Below are 17,029 nucleotides of genomic sequence, written 5' to 3'. Positions count from 1 at the left end.
TAAATGCTCTGCCTATCGCGGTTGCCCGGGATTTTCTCACTTTTTATCCGCTGCCTGACCCAACACCGATGCCAAGGCCGGTACAGGTACAGGGTCCATGATGCGGCCCTTTAGCCCGCTGTCTTTGAAGAACCAGTTTTTTTCGCAGCGGATCGGCTTGCTTCCCTCGAAGAACAACAGCTCCTGGTCGCCAGGAAGTTCCTTGATCTCCTGCGGCAGCATCAACGCTCGCCGTTCTTCGGTGTAGTTATACGACACATTGCTTCCGCCGCCCCCCCTACTGATGGACCTGTGCTGTTTGCGCAGGGTCTTGTAGCCAAGCATGTCGCTGTAAGCGTTCGCATCCTCCTGCTCTCGCGGAGTGAATGCGATGCTGGCGGCGTGATTGGTGATGAAGTTCTGTGCGTCATCGGCCCCATACGTGGCGCGTAGCTGCGACTGACTTTGAATGATGCACAGGTCGCGCACACCGTAACTGGCCGAGATCGAGATGCGCTTGGCCCAAACGTCAACGCGGCCCATTGCCGTGAACTCGTCCATCAGCATCAGCATCTGATACTTGAGTGTTGGGTCTTCGTTGAGCTGTTTGTCGAGGTTATTGCCGATCAACGAGCTGAAGAAAATATTCAGCAGCTTGCCGCTTTCATCGAGTTTTTGCGTCGGGATGATGACGTAAACGGTCGTCAGTTGTTTGCGTATCGCGGTGACGTCGATATCAGTGGCGTTGGTTGCAGCAGCCAGAATCGGACTGAGGAACTGCTGTAGCGGCGCTTGCATCGTCGCCATGACCGAAGAGAATGTCTGTTCTGCCAGACCGGCCAGTGCGCTGAAGGTGGAGCGCGTCTGCGGGCTGATGTAGTTGAAATTCTTGTTGGTAATAATTTTTTTCAGCAGATCGGTGGTGCTTTCACCACTGCCTCCACCGGTGGAGAAGCGCAGGATGCGTTCGAAACTGGGAAACAGCTCACCGGTGTTGGGGTCGTCCGCTCCGGGGAATCCTGTACTTCTCATGTCGTACCAGTTCTCGAACATGAAAGAAGCGAATGCCACGAACGCAGCACGCGGCTGGGTGACCCAGAAGCTGTCTTTCCCTGGTTCATCCGGATAGAGAATCGCGGCCATGGTTTGAATCGATGCGATACGCTCGCGAGGATCTTCTGGCACAAGCGTTAGCGGATTGAATCGATGGGTCTTGCCATCGGTCGCGTAGGGTGCCCAGACATAGATTTTTTGACCTTGCGAAGCTCTATACCCACTGGTGGCTTTGAACAGTTCACCTTTCAAGTCGAGCACGACCATGGATTGCTGATATGTCAGCAGCACAGGAATCGCGATCGAGGTGGTCTTGCCGGATCGTGTCGGCGCGACCACGATCACGTGGAGCGCGCCATTGATATAGATGTAGCGCCCCTTGAGCTTTCCTACCAGAATACTTTCTGGCTTCTTTTCGAGCATCCCAGCTTTTTTCAGGTCGGAGATGCTTGCGAAACTGGCCTCTCCGTGCAGGGATTCTTTCTTGCCCTTGAACATCGGAATCAGCAGCAGCGCCCAAGTCAGCAGGGGCAGGCCAAAACCGATGATGCCGCTTACTTTGATCCGCACTACGTAGGGCTTGACCTGCGGCAGGTCGAGCGCCCTCCAATATTCCCAATAAGTCGTCGCTTTCAATGGCACCTGAAGTTTCAGCAGCATCAGTGTCATGAAGCCGGACAGGTACAAGCCAGCGACCAGCGCAAGGATCAATAAGATCGTTGCAACTCCCGCCTTTCCTTTACTACTCATGCATCCATCTCCGTGTGTGTTTGCTCCTGCTACGCGTATCGGCAGCGATCAGGATGCGGTCGTTTCCAAAACTGTTCTTATCATAGAGGACTAAAGCCGCCCGTGGCATCGCATAGATGACTTGCCGTTGCGCCAATGGGCTGCGGAGCGGCGATATGGCTTGCTTGTTTTGGTGCGAGAAACACGCGCTGCCAGGGGCCGGTAGTCAACCGACGAGCTACGGTCTCTTGCATTCCGTCTATGGTGCATCGCGCCTTGCGGCACTTGACCGCATAGCCCACGGTCAATGCGCGTCGGCGAATTGACAGTACCTCGTAGGAGCGCACCTGGGCGCGATGGGGCTGTCCCGGTAACGCTGTCGCGCCCGGGTGCGCTCCTACGGAATCAGGGCGATGACGGTGTGCTTTCGACTCAGCTGATCGTGCCGACCAGCTTCAGGCGTTTGTCTTCCGGCACTTCGCTATACGCCAGCACCGACAGGCTGGGGACGCTGTGGCGGACCAGGCGGGCCAGGGCGGCGCGGACCGTGCCGGGCACCAGGACCACGGCCGGTTCGTTGCGGGCTTCCTGCTTGCCGACGCAATCGGCCAGGCTCTGGTGCAGGCGCTCGGCCAGGCCGGGCTCCAGCGCCACACCGTTACCGTGGGTGGATTCCTGCAACACGCGCTCCAGCTGCGGGGCCAGGGTGAATACCGGAAGTTCGGCGGACATGCCGGCGATCTCCTGCACGATGAAGCGGCCCAGCGAGGTGCGTACCGCGGCGGTGAGGGTGGCCGGGTCCTGGCTCTGCGGGGCGTGCTCGACCAGCGCTTCGACGATCTTGCGCAGCTGACGCACCGGGATCCGCTCGATCAGCAGGTTCTGCAGCACGCGCACCACCACCGACAGCGGCAGCGCCTTCGGGGTGAGGTCTTCGACCATCTTTGGCGCGGTCTTGGCCAGGGTGGCCAGCAACTGCTGCACTTCTTCGTGGCCGAGCAGTTCCGGGGCGTGTTCGCGGATCAGGTGCGACAGATGCGTGGCCACCACGGTGGCCGGGTCGACCACGGTGTAGCCCATCGATTCGGCGTAGGAGCGCTGATGCGGCTGGATCCAGGTGGCATCCAGGCCGAACGCCGGATCCTTGCCGGGAATGCCGTCCAGCTGGCCGAGCGCACCGCCCGGGTCCAGCGCCAGCTCGCGGTCTGGGTAGATCTCGGCGGTGGCTACCGGCACGCCATGCACCAGCAGGCGATAGGCATTGGCCGACAGTTCCAGGTTGTCGCGGATATGCACCGGCGGCACCAGGAATCCGATGTCCTGGGTGAGCTTGCGGCGCACGCCCTTGATGCGCGCCATCAATTCGCCGCCCTGGTGCTTGTCCACCAGCGGGATCAGCCGGTAGCCCACTTCCAGGCCCAGCGGGTCGATCGGGCGCAGTTCGTCCCAGCTCAGTTCGGCGCTGGCCTGCGCGGTGGCGGCTGCGGCGGCGGCCTTGGGGTCGCTGGCTGGGTCGCCGGTCGGGGCGACCACCAGGCTGCGCTTGTACATTTTCCAGGCGATCACGCCCAGGATCAGGCCGAGCGTCAAAAACGCGACGTTCGGCATGCCCGGCACCAGGCCGACCAGGCCCAGGATGGCGGCGGCCACCGCCAGTGCGCGGTGCTGGCCGAACACCTGGCTGATCATGGCGCCGCGCATGTCCTGCGCCCGCGAGGCGCGGGTCACCAGCAAGGCGACCGAAGACGACACCAGCAGGGCCGGCAGCTGCGCCACCAGACCGTCGCCGATCGATAGCAGGGTGTAGGTGGACGCGGCATCCACGAAGCTCATGTCGTGCTGGAACATGCCCACCGCCATGCCGCCGATGAGGTTGATGAACAAAATCATGATGGCGGCGATGGCGTCGCCGCGGATGAACTTGTTGGCACCGTCCATTGCGCCGTAGAAGTCGGCTTCTTCGCGGACCTCTTCGCGGCGGGCCTTGGCTTCCTCGCGCGTCAGCAAACCGGCGTTGAGGTCGGCGTCGATGGCCATCTGCTTGCCGGGCATGGCGTCCAGGATGAAGCGGGCGGTCACTTCCGACACGCGCCCGGCACCCTTGGTGATGACCACGAAGTTGATGATGGTCAGGATCGCGAACACCACGATACCCACGGCGTAGTTGCCGCCGATCACGAACTGGCCGAAGGCCTCGATCACCTTGCCGGCCGCGGCGTGGCCGTCCTGGCCGTTGATCAGGATCACGCGGCTGGAGGCGACGTTCAGCGCCAGCCGCAGCATCGTGGTCATCAGCAGCACGATCGGGAAAATGGTGAATTCCAGCGGGCGCTGCACGTAGATCACCGCCAGCAGCACCATCAGCGAGATGGCGATGTTGAAGGTGAACAGCGCATCCAGCACCGGTGCGGCCAGCGGCACCATCAGCATGGCCAGCATGGCCATCAGCGCCAGCGGGGCGCCCAGGCCGTTGCGCAGCAACTCCATGACGCGACGGGCATTCAGCGGGGTGGGTTGGGCGCTCATGCGCTGGCTCCCTTGCCGAACTCATCCACGTCCAGCGAGGGCAATTCCGGCATCGGGCCGCCGTTCCAGCCGCGTAACTGGTAGACGTAGGAGAGCACCTGGGCCACGACCGAATAGAGTCTCACGGGAATTTCCTTGCCGATTTGAGCTTCCCTATACAAGGCGCGTGCCAAAGGCGGTGCGGTGACGATCGCCACCCGGTGTTGTTCGCAGGCTTCGCGGATGCGGAAGGCCATTTCGTCCACGCCTTTGGCCACCACGATCGGGGCGCGCATCTTGCCGCCTTCGTACTTGAGCGCCACCGCGTAGTGGGTCGGGTTCATCAGCACCACGTCGGCCTTGGGCACCGCTTCCATCATCTGGCGCTGCGACATCTGCATCTGCATCTGGCGGATGCGGCCCTTCACTTCGGGGCTGCCCTCGCTTTCTTTCATCTCGCGCTTGATCTCTTCGCGCGTCATCTTGAGCTTCCGCATCCAGTTCCACTTCTGGTACGGCGCGTCGATGGCTGCCAGCAGCACCAGCGCGCCGGCGGTGTAGAACAGCAGGCTCTTGGTGAAGTGCAGGCCGTTGCTGATCGCCTGTTCCAGCGGCTGGTTCACCAGCGAGCGCAGGCCGTGCAGGTTCTTGGAGATGCACAGCCAGGCCGCCAGACCGACGAACAGCAGGCGCAGGATCGACTTGACCAGTTCGGCCAGGCTGTTGCTGCCCCACATGCGCTTGATCCCGCTGGCCGGGTTGAGCTTGGTGAGGTCGGGCATGATGGCCTTGCTGGAAAAATGCAGGCCGCTCATCAGCAGCGGGCCGGCCAGCCCGGCCAGCAGGCAGATGCCGATCAGCGGCAGCATCACCCACAGCAGCTGCATCAGCAGGTCGCCGAAGTGGCCGAATAGCGCCATCGGGTTCTCGCGCATCCTCGGGTCGGGGCTGAGCGCGGTCTTCATCCACACCGCCGCGCCATCGCCGATGCCGCCGGCCAACGCCATCAACCCGAACACGCCAGCGCCGAACACCGCTGCGGTGGACAACTCCCGCGATTGCGGGATGTTGCCCTGCTCACGTGCTTCGCGCAGGCGTTTTTCGGTGGGAAGCTCTGTACGCTCGCCGCCGTCGTCGGACTCGGACATGGAGGTGCCGGTGGGGGATCAGCCTGGTCTCATGCAAGCGGCGTTCCAGTTTCGGATCGGGAATCGGGGTTGGGGAATCGAAAAAAGCAGTGGCCGCGCGTTGAGCTGCTGGAGGATTGCGGCGACGGTGAGGGGCGAGGGCAGCCCGTCGGTCTACAAAAGCGCGGCTAACAAGACTGCGTGACGTCACTCTAGTGCAGGCCGGCTGATCTGCTACTTGGCTGCAGTGTCCTTGCTTGCCCACTATCGCAGGACACGCTGCAAGTACGTCCATGTAAGAGCGGCTAACAAAACGTAGCGAGCAGTCGTCAGGTGGGTGTGGACGGCGCGGAGGAACCGGAGTGTACGGGTGGTACATGCCGATTCCGAGCACCGGCCGCGCCCGCCTGGTGGCTGCACAGTCGTTTTGTTAGCTGCTCCAAGCTCCTTGGTTGAATCCATGCCGCCAAGGGTCCCGCGACGGTGAGCGGGCAAGGACCAGTCACGCTAGTCGTTGTGCAGAGCTTTCACCACGCAACCAGCAGCGGTATGGCGCAGTGCCTTCTATTCTTCAAAGTCACCAGCCGGCTGTCTGGCGCGGTGCCCTCGCGGCTTGCGGGACCGTTGGCGGCATGGATGCCGCCATCGAGCCCCCAGGGACGGGTTCACGGCATCTCCCGCGAGCGGCGAGGGCACCGCGCACTCGACCTACTCGGCGCTTGGCCTGGGCCTGTGACCGCAGGATGCGGCCGACAACGCCACTGCGCTCACTGCCCGGCAAACGCTCGCTACGTGCTGTCAGCCGCTCCACGTCCAGGCCGGTGCTCGGCCTGGCTGGGAGTCGTTGAGCATGAAGGCTGGGCCGGGAGTCGTTCGACGTCGTTTGTTGCTCAGCTGGCCAGGCGACGCGGGCCGTCGCGTTGGGCGACGACCACTGCAATGAAGCGGTCGGCTTCCATCGGCCGGCCCAGCAGATAGCCCTGCAGCTGGTCGCAGCCCAGCCGTTCCAGGGTGTTGCGCTGGGCGGCGGTTTCCACGCCTTCGGCCACCACCTGCAAGCGCATGGTGTGGGCCAACGCCACGACGGCGGCGACGATGGCGATGTCTTCGGCGCTGCTGTCCATGGCCTGCACGAAGCTGCGGTCGATCTTGAGCTCGTGCGCGGACAGCTTGCGCAGGTAGAGCAGATTGGAATAGCCGGTGCCGAAATCGTCGATGGCAATGCGCACGCCCAGTGCATTGAGCTGGCCAAGCGTGCGCAGGCAGGCCTCGGCATCGCGCATGGCCATGGTCTCGGTGATTTCCAGGGTGAGCTGGCCGGGGGCGATCGTATGCTCGGCCAGGGTGGTGGCCACTTCGTCGAGCAGGCTTGGCGAGGCGAGCTGGGTGGCCGACAGGTTCACCGCCACCCGCCAGTCGCCGTGGCCGTCGTCGCGCCACGCGCGCATCTGCCGGCACGCCTGCTGCAGCACCCAGCTGCCGAGCGGGCCGATCATGCCGCTGCGTTCGGCCAGCGGAATGAAGCTGTCCGGCGGCACCAGGCCGCGTTCTGGATGCTGCCAGCGGATCAGCGCCTCGGCGCCGATCGGGCGGCCGTCGTCGGCGCAGTATTTGGGCTGGTAGTGCAGCACGAACTGGCCCGATTCCAGCGCGCGCGGCAGATCCTGCAGCAGTTGCAGGCGCTCGCGGGTGGTGTCGGTCATCGCGCGCTCGAAGAAGCGGTAGCGATTGCGCCCGGCCTGCTTGGCATGGCCCATCGCCGCATCGGCGTGCGTCATCAACTGGTGCTCGCTGCCGGCATCTTCCGGATACAGCGCAATCCCGATGCTGCTGCTCAGGCGCAGCTCTTGATCGCCGACCAGAAACGGCACCGCCAACGCCTGCACCAGATGCCCGGCGATGGCCGCCGCGTCTTCCGGGTCGGCGATATCGGCCACCAGCACGAATTCATCCGCGCCTAGCCGCGCCAGGCTGCCGTGCGCACGCCGATGCGCGCTCAGGCGTTCGGCCACCACCACCAGCAATTGGTCGCCGACCCGATGGCCGTAGCCGTCGTTGACCACCTTGAAGCCGTCCAGATTGATCAGCATCACCGCAAAGCGCTGCCCATCGCGTTGCGCGCGCTCGATGTTCTGCAGCACGTGCTCGTGCAGCAGCACCCGGTTGGGTAGGCGGGTGAGCGGGTCGTGCAGGGCGGCCAGCGCCAGATCGGCGTTGGCCTGCGCCAGCGATTGCGCCAGCACTTCGGTGTGCTGCTGATGGCGGCGCGACAGCACCGAGATCACCAGCGCCAGGATCAGCAGGCCCAACGTGACCGCCACCACCACCGCGGTCAGCCACGACAACGGCAGGTGCGCTCCGGCCGCCGCGCCGCAGATGCTGCCAGGTGCGAATTGTGCGGCAGCCATGCCGGTGTAATGCATGCCGACGATCGCCACGCCCATGATCAAGGCGGCGATCAGGCGCAGGCTGTAGCGGCGGCCATCGTGACGCAATCGGAACGCGATCCACAGCGCGGCGGCAGACGCACCGATGGCGATCGCCACCGACAGCGCTAACAGCGCCGGGTCATAGGTGATGGCAGGCGACATGCGCAGCGCGCTCATGCCGATGTAGTGCATCAGCGCGATGCCCAACCCCATCAGCACCGCACCCAGGCCCAGCCGCGGCCAGGGCAGTTGCGGTTGCGAGGTCAGCCACAGCGCCAGCGCCGAGGCCAGGATGGCCGCCAGCATCGAATAGGCGGTCAGCGCCACGTCGTAGCCCAGCGGAATCGGCAGCTGGAAGGCCAGCATGCCGACGAAGTGCATCGACCAGATGCCGATGCCCATCGCGATGGCGCCGCCCACCAGCCATGCGGCGGCGATGCCGCCACGGCTGGCGGTCATGCGGGCAGCCAGATGCAGCGCGGTGTAGGAGGCCAATACGGCCACCACCAGCGACAACAGCACCATGCCAAGGTTGTAGGTTGCGACCACCCATCCAGTTCCGACGTCGGAAGACGCGCTTGCTCAAGGAGCTAGCGACCCGCTGCGCGCGTTCTTGAGCACACAAGGGCGCAATGCAGTGGATCAGGCGACCGAAACCTCGGGTTCTTCCGGTTCGATGCGATTGCGGCCGTGGCCCTTGGCCCGATACAAGGCCTCGTCCGCACGTGCCAGCAGCGTGGCGGCGGTGTCGCCGATGCGAAACCACGCCACGCCCACCGAGCAGGTCACCTGCAGTGGCCGCGCGGCACCGACGTCGTACAGCGGCAGGCTGATCGCCTCGTGGATGGCACGCAGCCGGTGCTGGCTCTGACGGGTCATGCCGGGCAGCAGCAACAACAGTTCTTCGCCACCGTAGCGGCCCACCTTGTCCGAGTCGCGCAGGCAGGCGGTGAGCCGCGCGCCCACCTTGGCCAGCACCGCGTCGCCGACCAGATGGCCGTGTTCGTCGTTGACCTGCTTGAAGTGATCCAGATCGATCAGCACCACCGCCAACGCATGCTCGGCATGCGCGCAGGCCTGCAGCTCTTCGGTCATCGCGTCGAGAATGCCGGAGCGATTGAGCAGGCCGGTGAGCGAGTCGTGGCTGGCCTTCAATGCCAACGCCGCGCGGGCGCTTTCCAGGTCGCGTTTTTCGCGCTCCAGTTGATAGGTGCGTTCGGCTACCAGCTCGGCCAGCATGCGCTCGCGCGCCACCAGATGGCGGTGCCGCCAGCTCCACAGGCCGATCAGCAGTCCGCCGCCGATCAAGACATACAGCGCAATCGCCGGCGGGCTGCGCCACCACAACGGCGCCACCGCGAATGCCAGATCCACCACCGGCGATGCGGTGCGCCGATAGCGGTCCAGCAGCTGCACCTGCAGGCGGAAATGCCCGGACGGCAGCGGCGGTTGGTCGATCGATAGATCGTCGCCCTCGATCCATTCGTTGTGCAGACCACGCACGCGATAGCGCACGGTGAGCCGGCTGGGGTCGTCGTAGACCTCCATCGTCGACAACTCGATATGCAACGGCGTGTCGCTCCAGGCCAGCAGTTGCCCGGCGCGTATCGGCACGCCGCCGCGGCTGACGCTGTCGATGCGAACGCTGGGCTGGCGCTCGTCGAACAGGCGCGCCGGATCCGCCAGGTGGCTGACACCGCGCGCGGTGCCGATCCACACCGAGCCGTCGGGATCTTCAAAGAATGCGGCTTCGGAGATGTCGTCCCAGATCAGACCCTGCGACTGCGACAGATGCGCCCAGCGCTCGCCGTTATAGACGTCCACGCCGCGTGCGTGGCCGACCCACACCCGGCCCAGGCTATCGCCGCGCATCAGGTACACACCCGCGTCGCGCAGCGCTTCGTCGCTGATCGCCTGCAGGTCCAGGCCATCGCCGAGCAACATGCCGTGCCACAGGCCGGGGCGATAAAACGCCAGCCACACCTCGCCGCTGTCGCTGATGTGGAACTTGCTGATCCACGGGTCGGCGTCGCCGCCGTTGACCTTGACCTTGACCTTGGACCAGCGCTCGCCCTGCAGGCGAAACAGCCCGTTGGCACTGGAGACCCACAGGGTGCCGTCTGCGGTCTGCTGGATATCGGTGTAGGCGATCGCAGGCATGTCGGCGACAGGCTGCAAGGTGCCGCCGTCCAGCGGGCGCTCGATCACGAACAGTCCGCCGAGGGTGAGAATCCACAGGCGCCCTTGACGGTCGTTATAAAGGCGCCGTCCGGTACGCGGAAGTTTGCCCGCCTCGGCGCTGCGGCCGTCCGGCCAGTTGCGGCGCACGAAGCCGGCAGAATTGAGCGTCCACACGCTGCCGTCGGTAGTGCGCGCCAAGCCGACGATCTGGATGCCCGCCTGCGGCAGGGCCGGCACAAACCGCTCGCCGGGTCGGGCCTGACGGCCTACGCCGTGCTCGTTGCCGACCAGCAGTGCGTTCTGCGCATCGCGTGCGATGGACCAGGTGGATGGGGCCGGCATCCCTTGCGAGGCGTCCCAGTTTTCGATCCATTCGTAGCCGGCCCAGCGCACCAGGCCTTCGCCATCCACGGTCATCCAGACGTCGCCGTCGCGGTCCACCACGATCGCGTCGCTGCTGCCGGGCGGCAGCCCGTTCTCGGTGCCGAAGCTGCGCCAGGCGCCATTTTCCCAGCGCGCCAGACCGTCGTTGCGGCGTACCAGTACACGCCCTTCGCGGTCCATCACCAACGGCGCCTGTTGCCCGACCGTATTGCTGTCGAGCAGCGGCAACGGCCGCACGCTGAACCGGCTCGCACCTGGTGCGCGGTAGAGCAGGGTGCCGGCACCACGCGCCCACAGCCCGCCGTCGTTGTCGCGTAACACGCTGTACCAGCGATCGACCGGCACGCCCTCGTCGGGCCCGTAGACCTGTACCTTGCGCTGCGCATCGATGGCGCACAGCTTGCGTCCGCAGCCGACCCACAACGTGTCGCCTTCCACCGACAGGCTCAGTACTTTGGAGAGATCAGGCAGGCGCACGCGCGTGGCGGTGTCCAGCAGATATTCGCTATGCCAACGGCCGTTGCTGCGTGCGCGCAGCACTTCCAGTTCGCCGCCATTGGCGATCACCGTGCCCCATGCAGGGCTGGCAAGCAGCAGGCCTTCCTGCAGGTGTTCGGCTTCATCGCGCGCGAGTTTGCGAAAGCCGTGCTCGTCGCCGACGAACAACGCCTGGAAGCCGGCGACCCACAGACGCCCATCGGGCGCTTCGCTGATCGAGGTAATCGGTTCGTTGCGCAGGCCGTCCAGCATCACCTGTTGAAAGATGCGGCCGTTGTAGCGATACAGCCCGCTCTCGGTGCACACCCACATCAAGGTGCTGCGGGTCTGCAACAGGCAGGTGCCGGCAAGACCGAGCAGGCCCTGGTCGTGCGCATAGCGGCGGATGCTGGCGCTTTGCGCGCTGGCCAGATCGGCAAACGACAGCAACGCCAGCAGCAGCATCGCAGCAAACGATGCCCCTCGGCCTGACGACCTCCCTTGGCGGTGCAAGAACCCCACGAGCGTTGCAATCTCCCACGCATCGGTGCGTGCGGTCCGCGCCCCTCGCGCGGTGTCTCACGCTTGCCATTGGCAGCCCCCATAGCAGGCCGCGTTATATCGACTAGCGGCTGTTCACGCGCTTTACTTTAGGACACCACCCTTGCGCATTGTGCAGCTGCCAGCAAGCACGACTGCAGTCTGGGAGGGGCGTGTGGCATGCAAAGGCTACGGTTTGGTGTTATCGACAGGTTGAGTATTGCGCGCTACGCGTGCTCGCCAGCGTGCGTCACGTGGCAATCGATGCTGGCACGATCGAGCGGGCGCGACTGCTGCACTGCTGCGCATGGACGCGCTAAATCGGCCGAGACTGCGACCAACACCGATGTTTGATCCAGACAGTGTGGCGGCCGCAACCGCGCTTATCTGCAGGTAGTACTGGCATTCGCTGCGGCATTCGCTGCATGGGTGCGGATGCTTTGCCACCGCCAACATCGCTGCATCTACGTGCGAAGTCGGGCGCGATGGTGGTCCGCGCGCGGCGATCAGTCGGCGCGATTGTCGGGTGCCGCAAGCGCAGTAAGGTGGCCGGCGTCGTAATCGATGCAATTGCGTCCGCGTCGTTTGGCGCTATACAGCGCGGCATCGGCGCGCGCCAGCAATTGCTCGAGGGTTTCGCCGGGCAGAAACCACGCCACGCCGATCGAACAGGTGACGTGCAGCCAGCCGCCATCGATGGGGTAATCGCCGCAGATACCACGATGCAGCGCGTCCAGTCGGTGCGTGGCTTCGTGCGTCAGCCCCGGCAGCAGCGCCAGCAATTCTTCGCCGCCGTAACGGCCGATACGGTCGTCGCCACGCACCAGCGTATCCAGCCGGCGACCGACCCCGGCCAGCACCGCATCGCCGGCCAGATGCCCGTGCTGATCGTTGACCAGTTTGAAGTGATCCAGATCGATCAACACCACCGCCAGCGGTCGCGCCGTCTCATCGGCCCGCAGCAGCATGTTGCGTAACGCGGCAAGGATGCCGGCGCGGTTGAGCAGGCCGGTGAGTTCGTCGTGGGTGGCCTTGAGGGCAAGTTCGGCACGTGCCGATTCCAGGTCGCGCTTGTCCTGTTCCAGCTCGGCAGTGCGCTCGGCAACCAGTTGTTCCAGCTCGCGCTTGCGCCGCAGCAGTTTGGCGGTGCGCCAGCGCAACAGCGCAATCACCGCGGCGATCGCCAGCAGCACATAGGCGATCAAGGCGGGAATGCTGCGCCACCAGGGCGGACTGAGCGCAAAGGCAAACCGTGTGATCGGGCTGGCACTGCGCTGGCCGGCGTCCACTGCCTGCACCTCCAGTGCATAGCGGCCGGGCGGTAGCAGCGGATAGGTGATGTGGCTGAGCGAGGTGCTGGTCCAGCTGGCCTGGTGGCCTTCCACGCGGTAGCGGAAGCTGATGCGGTCCGGGCCGCCTTCGGCGCCGGGCGTGCTCAGATCCACGTCCAACGGAACCTGCGACCAGGGCACCTGCGCACCGGCCGCAAGGGCCTGTTCGCCACGCCGCACGCGCAGCACTTCCACCCGTAGCGGCGGCGACGCGAACACCCGTGACGGATCGATCAGGTGGGTCAACCCGCGGCTGCTGCCGAGCCACACGCTGCCATCGACGTCCTCGAACAGGGCATTGGCAGACACGTCGTCCCACAACAGGCCCTCGCTGCGCGTGGTGCGCGACCAGTGCCCATTCTCCAGCAGGTCCAGGCCCTGGCTGCTGCCCAGCCACAAGCGCCCCTTGCTGTCGTGAGAGAGGATGAACGGCATCACGCGCGACACCAGCGGGTCGCTGACTGCGGTGAGCGTGACCGTCGCCGCGTTCTGCACGGCGCCATGCCAGAGCCCAGTGTCGCGCAAGGACAGCCAGAGCTGGCCGTCGGCCGAAAAATCCAGCAGGAAGTAATCGTGGCTGGGCAGGTTGCCGTGCACCTCCACCTGCAGCCAGCGGCCATTTTTTTCCTGGCGATACAGCCCTTTGCGGGTACTGGCCCACAGTCGACCCTGAAGATCCACATCGATATCGCCCACGAACGCCGCCGGCACTGCCTCTTCGCGCTTGGCCTGCAACGGCAGCTCGGGCGGGACGGAGTACAGGCCGCGTGGCGTGGTGACCCACAGCACGCCACCCGAATCGAACAACAGCTTGTTGGTGGGCAGCCCAAGCTGCAGCACGTCGAAGGTCTTGCCCGTCTGCGGGTCGCGACGGGAGAGGGCGCCCGACGAGCGCGCCACCCAGGCCGCGCCATCCTTCGGCGACAGCGCGATGGAGATCGATTGCAGCAATGGCTCGCCGTTGGCCAGTGTCCACGGCTGCATGCGCCCGGTCCGTGGATCCAGCACATTGGAGCCGGCATCGCCGCCTACCAGCAGCTCACCACTCGGCAGCCGCTGAATGGCCCAGGTCGGCGATTCGGCCAGGCCCTGGCTTTCGTCCCAATGCTCGATGTTGCCGTAGCCCAGCCAGCGCTGCACCCCCAGCCCGCGCGTGCCGATCCACAGCTGGCCGGTGCTTTGCATCATCAAGGGGCCCACCATCGGGCTGATCGACAGCCCCTGGTCGTGCCCGAAATAGTGCCAGTGGTCGCCTTCCCAGCGCACCATTCCGCGGTCGGAGCGGGTAATCAAGCGGCCCTGCGCATCCTCCGACAAGGTGGTTGCGCCAGCCAAGGTGTCGAACCTGGTGCCGGCTGGAGGCGCATGGTCGCGGAACACGCGCTCGCCTGCTGCGCGCGACATCACCATGCCGCCACCGCGCAGCCACAGGTCGCCACGATGGTCGCGGAACACCGCGCGCCATTGCCGCTCCGGCACACCGTCGGCATCGCCCAACTGAGTGATGCGTCCGTTGGCATCAATGCGGCAGACGCGTTTTCCGCAACTGGCCCACAGCGCGCTGCCATCGGCAAGCAAGGCTTTCCCGGCGGGCAGGGTGGTGCCGTCGTCCAGGCGCAACGGCAGCACCCGGGCGCTCCAGCCGCCTGGCTTGGTCGGCGTCAGGTGCAACAGCTGATTTTCGCTGACCACCACCACGCCGCCCGCGTACGCGGCGATCACATTGCCGCTGTCGGCACGGATCGGCGTGCCGTCATGCAACACCGGGCTGAAGGTCGTGCCATTGCGCACGAACACGCCATTGGCGCTGGCCACCCACAAGCGCCCGCGCGCATCCAGCGTCAACGCGCGGATGTAGCGCGCGTCCAGGCCGCTTTCCTGGCCGACCGGGATGAATTGTTCGCGTTCGAAGCGATGCAATGCCAGTTCGGTGCCGACCCAGACCACACCCTGTCGATCTTCGAGCAGGCTGTTGACGGTCATACCCTGCAGGCCATCGGCCTGTGCGTAATCGCGGAAGCTATAGGTTTTCGCCCATGCGCTGCCTGCGATCAGCCATCCGAGCAGGCACAGCGTTGCCAGACGACGCAGCGCCTTGCCGCGCACACCAGGTGAAACGAACAGCGCAGACACGTTGGGCATCGGCTTTCGCGGAAAGGGGGGCGTGCGATTGAACGGGCCAATCGTCCTCAGCGTTGACGGCGAACAGGTGCAAAACTTGAGCGTCCGTACGCTTAACCCGTCAGTTCTCTGGCGGAGTCGAAGGCGGTATCGAACATGCGCTGCACCGGTGGCGCGAACTCGCTTGCGAAGCTGGACAGCAGGAACAGCCCCAGTAAGACCGTCAACGGCAAGCCAAGTTGCATCGGGTTCAATGCCGGCGCCGCCTTGGCCAAGGCACCGAAAGCCAGGTTGACCGCCAGCATCGCCACCATCATCGGCAAGGCCAGGGTCAGCCCGCCGCGCATGATCTGCAGGAACAAGGTGGGCGCCACCTCCGCGAACGCGCGGGCGTCGGGAATGGCTGTGCCGATCGGCAACGCCTTGTAGCTGTCCACCAGCAGCGAAATCACCGCCAGGTGCCCGTTGGCCGCAAAGAACAGCAAGCCGAATCCGATATAGAACCACTGCGCGATCACGCCGGAGGTCACCCCGCGCATCGGGTCGGACATCTGCGCAAACGACAGGCCGGTGGACTGCGACACCAACTCGCCGGCCAGCGCGCCCGCCTCGAAGATCAGCTTCAGCATGAAGCCCATGCTGGCGCCCACGGCCAACTCACGCGCGATGCTCAGCACCGCCTGCGCAGTAAAGCCATCCCACTCCGGCACCGGCGGCAGGATCGGCGCCAGCACCATCGACAAGGTTCCGGCCAGCATCACCCGCACCCGCCCGGGCACCGCACGCGTGCCGATCAACGGCATGGCCGTGAGCAGCGCGCCGGTGCGCAGCATGGTCCACATAATCGCCCCGACCATCGCAAACGCGCGCTGGCCGTCGATCACCATCTGGGTAGCGGAATCCATCTGGTCTGGTCCGCTAACCGATCAAATGCGGAATGCGCTGGAACAGCGCAATGGTGAACTCCACCAGATGCCCCAGCAGCATGCTGCCGGTGGCAAACAGGGTCGCGGTCAACGCCACGGCCTTGGCCACGAAGCCGATGGTGGGCTCATTCAATTGGGTGGCGGCCTGCACCACGCCAATGACGACACCGACGACCAGCACCGCCAGCAACATCGGTCCGGCAATCCACAGGACGGTGACCAGGCCACCACGTAATTCAGTCAGGGCGATTTCAGGGCTCATGGGAGTGCTGATGCAAGTGCGGTGCCAAAGGACGGGATTTGGGAGTAGGCAGTGGGGATTCGTTGGTGAACGGGGATGGGAGTTGCCTCGTGTTGCACTGTCTGTCGCTGTCGCTGTCGCTGTCGCTGTCGCTGTCGCTGTCGCTGTCGCTGTCGCTGTCGCTGTCGCTGTCGCTGTCGCTGTCGCTGTGGACGTTGGCTTGGCTTGGCTTGGTTTTGGCTATGGTTTTGAGCTTCGCCTTCGCCTTCGCCTTTTGCCGTTGGCTTCCCATCCCCCATACCGCAGCGGCAAGCCGGGTAGATACAACCCGCAGGGCGGCGCGCATGGATGCGCGACGTTTTTGTAAGGGACATGGATGTCCCTTACAAAAATTTCTACCCGGCTTGCTTACCCGGAGCGCCTTGGCGCGGAGGGGCGCGAGGACGGGGGTGTGTTTCTTTGGTTACTTTCTTTGCACAAGCAAAGAAAGTAACTCGACCCCCGAAGGGTGCCGAAAGCTCTGCTTTTGCTTTCGCTGGTGATTGTGCTTCGCACTTGCCTTGATGCTGGAGCGGTCAATCAAATGCTTTCACACCCTACGGGCGCGAGTCACTTTTCTTTGCTTGTGCAAAGAAAAGTAACCAAAAGAAAGCACACCCCGTCCTCGCGCCTTCCGCGCTACGCGCTCCAGGTCCGCAAGTCCGGCAGAAATTTTTGTAAGGGACGTCCGTGTCCCTTACAAAAACGGCGCGCATCCATGCGCGCCGCCTTGCGGGTTGTATCTGCCGGCCTTGCCGCTGCGGTATGGGGCCCCGGAAGCAAAGTCCATAGCGAAGCAAGAGCTAAAACAATAGCGAAGCCGGAGCGAAAGCTGCCCCACCCCTACGACGCATTAAAGCTCGCAGCCAGCGTCCCCACCACCAACACCCACCCATCCACCAGCACGAACAACAGAATCTTGAACGGCGCCGAGATCAACATCGGCGACAGCATCATCATGCCCATC

General features: G+C 64.6%; 9 protein-coding genes, 1 other RNA gene and 2 pseudogenes. 2 read left to right on the top strand and 10 right to left on the bottom strand.

Going from position 1 to position 17,029, the window contains the following annotated elements; genetic code table 11:
• Positions 1-36 precede the first annotated feature (36 nt).
• The 4 genes from RQH86_RS22390 to RQH86_RS22375 form a co-directional block, all read right to left on the bottom strand.
• Positions 37-1,782: a type IV secretory system conjugative DNA transfer family protein gene (locus RQH86_RS22390; protein ID WP_311240460.1), complete on the bottom strand. Its 1,746-nt coding sequence runs from the start codon at positions 1,780-1,782 to the stop codon at positions 37-39.
• Between the two features lie 411 nt (positions 1,783-2,193).
• Positions 2,194-4,287: a flagellar biosynthesis protein FlhA gene (flhA, locus tag RQH86_RS22385; RefSeq protein ID WP_055854540.1), complete on the bottom strand. Its 2,094-nt coding sequence runs from the start codon at positions 4,285-4,287 to the stop codon at positions 2,194-2,196.
• Positions 4,284-5,414, bottom strand: coding sequence for a flagellar biosynthesis protein FlhB (flhB, locus tag RQH86_RS22380; protein WP_055854538.1), 1,131 nt, complete (start codon positions 5,412-5,414; stop codon positions 4,284-4,286). The genes flhA and flhB overlap by 4 nt, the downstream gene beginning before the upstream one ends.
• A 282-nt stretch (positions 5,415-5,696) precedes the next feature.
• Positions 5,697-5,772, bottom strand: a non-coding RNA gene (locus tag RQH86_RS22375) — sX9 sRNA.
• Between the two features lie 77 nt (positions 5,773-5,849).
• On the opposite strand from RQH86_RS22375, the pseudogene RQH86_RS22370 reads away from it, so the two are divergent.
• Positions 5,850-6,101, top strand: a pseudogene (locus RQH86_RS22370) (hypothetical protein); the annotation flags it as partial.
• Positions 6,102-6,283: 182 nt separating this feature from the next.
• Here the strand turns inward: RQH86_RS22370 and RQH86_RS22365 are convergent.
• The 5 genes from RQH86_RS22365 to RQH86_RS22345 form a co-directional block, all read right to left on the bottom strand.
• Positions 6,284-8,371, bottom strand: a complete 2,088-nt coding sequence (locus RQH86_RS22365) for an EAL domain-containing protein (RefSeq protein WP_311240459.1) — start codon at positions 8,369-8,371, stop codon at positions 6,284-6,286.
• Positions 8,372-8,464: 93 nt separating this feature from the next.
• Positions 8,465-11,386, bottom strand: coding sequence for a diguanylate cyclase (locus RQH86_RS22360; protein ID WP_311240458.1), 2,922 nt, complete (start codon positions 11,384-11,386; stop codon positions 8,465-8,467).
• Positions 11,387-11,910: 524 nt separating this feature from the next.
• Entirely contained in the window at positions 11,911-14,877 is a 2,967-nt protein-coding gene (locus RQH86_RS22355; RefSeq protein WP_311240457.1) for a diguanylate cyclase, read from the bottom strand.
• A gap of 92 nt (positions 14,878-14,969) precedes the next feature.
• On the bottom strand, positions 14,970-15,761 hold the full coding sequence (fliR, locus tag RQH86_RS22350; protein WP_005996206.1) for a flagellar biosynthetic protein FliR: 792 nt from the start codon (positions 15,759-15,761) through the stop codon (positions 14,970-14,972).
• Positions 15,762-15,774: 13 nt separating this feature from the next.
• Positions 15,775-16,044 carry a flagellar biosynthetic protein FliQ gene (locus RQH86_RS22345; RefSeq protein ID WP_055854528.1) on the bottom strand — a complete coding sequence of 90 codons (270 nt, stop codon included), beginning with the start codon at positions 16,042-16,044 and terminating at the stop codon, positions 15,775-15,777.
• Between the two features lie 89 nt (positions 16,045-16,133).
• Here RQH86_RS22345 and RQH86_RS22340 point away from each other — a divergent pair, with 89 nt between their 5' ends.
• Positions 16,134-16,565 (top strand): hypothetical protein, encoded by a 432-nt coding sequence (locus RQH86_RS22340; protein WP_311260742.1) that lies wholly within the window; start codon positions 16,134-16,136, stop codon positions 16,563-16,565.
• 340 nt (positions 16,566-16,905) lie between these two features.
• On the opposite strand, the pseudogene RQH86_RS22335 reads toward RQH86_RS22340, so the two are convergent.
• A pseudogene (locus RQH86_RS22335) lies at positions 16,906-17,029 on the bottom strand (flagellar biosynthetic protein FliP); the annotation flags it as partial.

The organism is Xanthomonas sp. WCS2018Noco2-27 (assembly GCF_031843525.1).
Taxonomy (GTDB): Bacteria; Pseudomonadota; Gammaproteobacteria; order Xanthomonadales; family Xanthomonadaceae; genus Xanthomonas.
The sequence above is the reverse complement of the archived record's forward strand: the minus strand, read 5'-3'. Positions and strand labels throughout refer to the sequence as shown.

What these genes read in the sequence shown, in the direction of transcription:
- RQH86_RS22390 (WP_311240460.1), bottom strand. Translation starts at nt 1,782, where the DNA reads ATGAGTAGTAAAGGAAAGGCGGGAGTTGCAACGATCTTATTGATCCTT.
- flhA (WP_055854540.1), bottom strand. Translation starts at nt 4,287, where the DNA reads ATGAGCGCCCAACCCACCCCGCTGAATGCCCGTCGCGTCATGGAGTTG.
- flhB (WP_055854538.1), bottom strand. Translation starts at nt 5,414, where the DNA reads ATGTCCGAGTCCGACGACGGCGGCGAGCGTACAGAGCTTCCCACCGAA.
- RQH86_RS22355 (WP_311240457.1), bottom strand. Translation starts at nt 14,877, where the DNA reads ATGCCCAACGTGTCTGCGCTGTTCGTTTCACCTGGTGTGCGCGGCAAG.
- fliR (WP_005996206.1), bottom strand. Translation starts at nt 15,761, where the DNA reads ATGGATTCCGCTACCCAGATGGTGATCGACGGCCAGCGCGCGTTTGCG.
- RQH86_RS22345 (WP_055854528.1), bottom strand. Translation starts at nt 16,044, where the DNA reads ATGAGCCCTGAAATCGCCCTGACTGAATTACGTGGTGGCCTGGTCACC.